The organism is Mesorhizobium sp. M6A.T.Ce.TU.002.03.1.1 (assembly GCF_003997275.1).
Lineage (GTDB): Bacteria > Pseudomonadota > Alphaproteobacteria > Rhizobiales > Rhizobiaceae > Mesorhizobium > Mesorhizobium mediterraneum.
In genome coordinates, this window is the sequence record NZ_RZTI01000271.1 from 1 (window position 1) to 1,722 (window position 1,722).

The 1,722-nt window shown below is 67.8% G+C and carries 1 pseudogene; it reads left to right on the forward strand.

Annotated elements, in window-relative coordinates:
* Window positions 1–1,722 (forward strand): annotated as a pseudogene (locus tag EOC93_RS35505) (autotransporter outer membrane beta-barrel domain-containing protein); the annotation flags it as partial.

The window sequence follows — 1,722 nt, forward strand, 5'->3', positions numbered from 1 at the left end:
TTAAGGCGGACGGCAACCTCATTTCACTTACCGATGCCACGGGTTCGGGCGGCATCGTGGCGCAATCGATCGGCGGCGGCGGTGGCAATGGTGGCCGCACGACCTCGATTGCGGGTGCCGTCAGCAACGGCGTGGCGGTCAATCTCGGCGTCGGCGTGGGCGGCGGCGGTGGCGGCGGTGGCGAGGGCAAGACGGTCCGGGTCGAGACCGGGCTTGCCGGCGGCGGCAGGATCGAAACCCAGGGCTTCCAGGCCGTTGGGATCATGGCTCAGTCGATCGGCGGTGGTGGCGGCAACGCCGGTGATACGTTCGGTGGCGCTGGCGGCTACGGCAACAATGTGACGGTCAGCGCCACCGTCAATATCGGCGGCGGCGGCGGCAATGGCGATTTCGCCGGTGACGTCCATGTGACCAATGCGATGTCGGTAACGACTAGTGGCGATTCCAGCAGCGCGATCGTTGCGCAGTCGATCGGTGGCGGCGGCGGCAATGGCGGCACCAGCACTGGCGGGTCGGCCAATGTCGGCGGCGGCAGCGGTGTCAATGTCGCGGCGAATTTCGCCATGGGTGGCGGCGGCGGCACCGGCAGCTACGGCAACACAGTCGACGTCATCAATTCGGGCACGCTGACCACGACCGGCGCCTTCTCGTCGGGCATCATCGCCCAGTCGATCGGCGGCGGCGGCGGCATTGGCGGCTCCAGCACCGCCAAGTCCTACAATATCGGCGGCAGCAGCCAGACCAGCGTCAACGTGAATATGGGCTTGGCTGGACATGGCGGCGGCGCCAGCGAAGCCAGAAAGGTGACCGTCATCAATTCCGGCCTCATCACCACGCAGGGCTTCGGTTCGTCCGGTATCATGGCGATGGCGGTCGGCGGCGGCGGCGGCGCGTCTGGCGCGGCTTCAGCTTCCGACGAGGACGTCGGTGGTGGTGCCGGCGACAACGGCGAGACGACCGTTTCGATCGGCGTGGCCCTGTCTCTCCCGGGTGGCACGGCCGGCGACGGCGGCGAAGTGTCGGTCACCAACAGCAACTGGATCATCACCGACGGCGCGTTCTCCTACGGCATCAGCGCCAGCTCCATCGGCGGCGGCGGCGGCGTCGGCGGCTCTGCGTCGGCCGGTGCCAAAGCCGAATACGCGATCGGCGGCGCGATAGCCGGCTTCGGCGGCAGCGCCGGCGAAGGCAAGCTCGTCGAGGTCACCAATCAGTCCACCGGCCTGATCTGGACCAGGCAGGAAAATTCCATCGGCATTTTCGCGCAGTCGATCGGCGGTGGCGGCGGCGCCGGCGGCGCCGGCAAGAGCACGGGCAGCGACGGCGGCACCGTGGACGTCAAGTTCTCGATGGGCGGTCTTGGCGCCGGCGGCGGCGATGGTGGTGAGGTCCATGTCACCAACAGCGGTATCGTCCTGACGGACAAGGCCAATTCGCACGGCATCATGGCGCAGTCGATCGGCGGCAGTGGCGGTGTCGGCGGCGCGGCCGGTTCGACATCCGCCGACGCCTCTGTTTCCATTTCGGCGGCTCTTGGCGGCCTTGGCGGCAATGGCGGCATCGGCAAGTTCGTCCATGTCATCAACAATACGACCGGAACCATCATCACCCAGGGCGACAATTCCTATGGCGTCTTCGCGCAGTCGATCGGCGGTGGCGGCGGTACGGCCGGCAGCGGCTCGACCGAAACCGGCGAGGCCGAGTCGGGGGCGGGCCATTTTT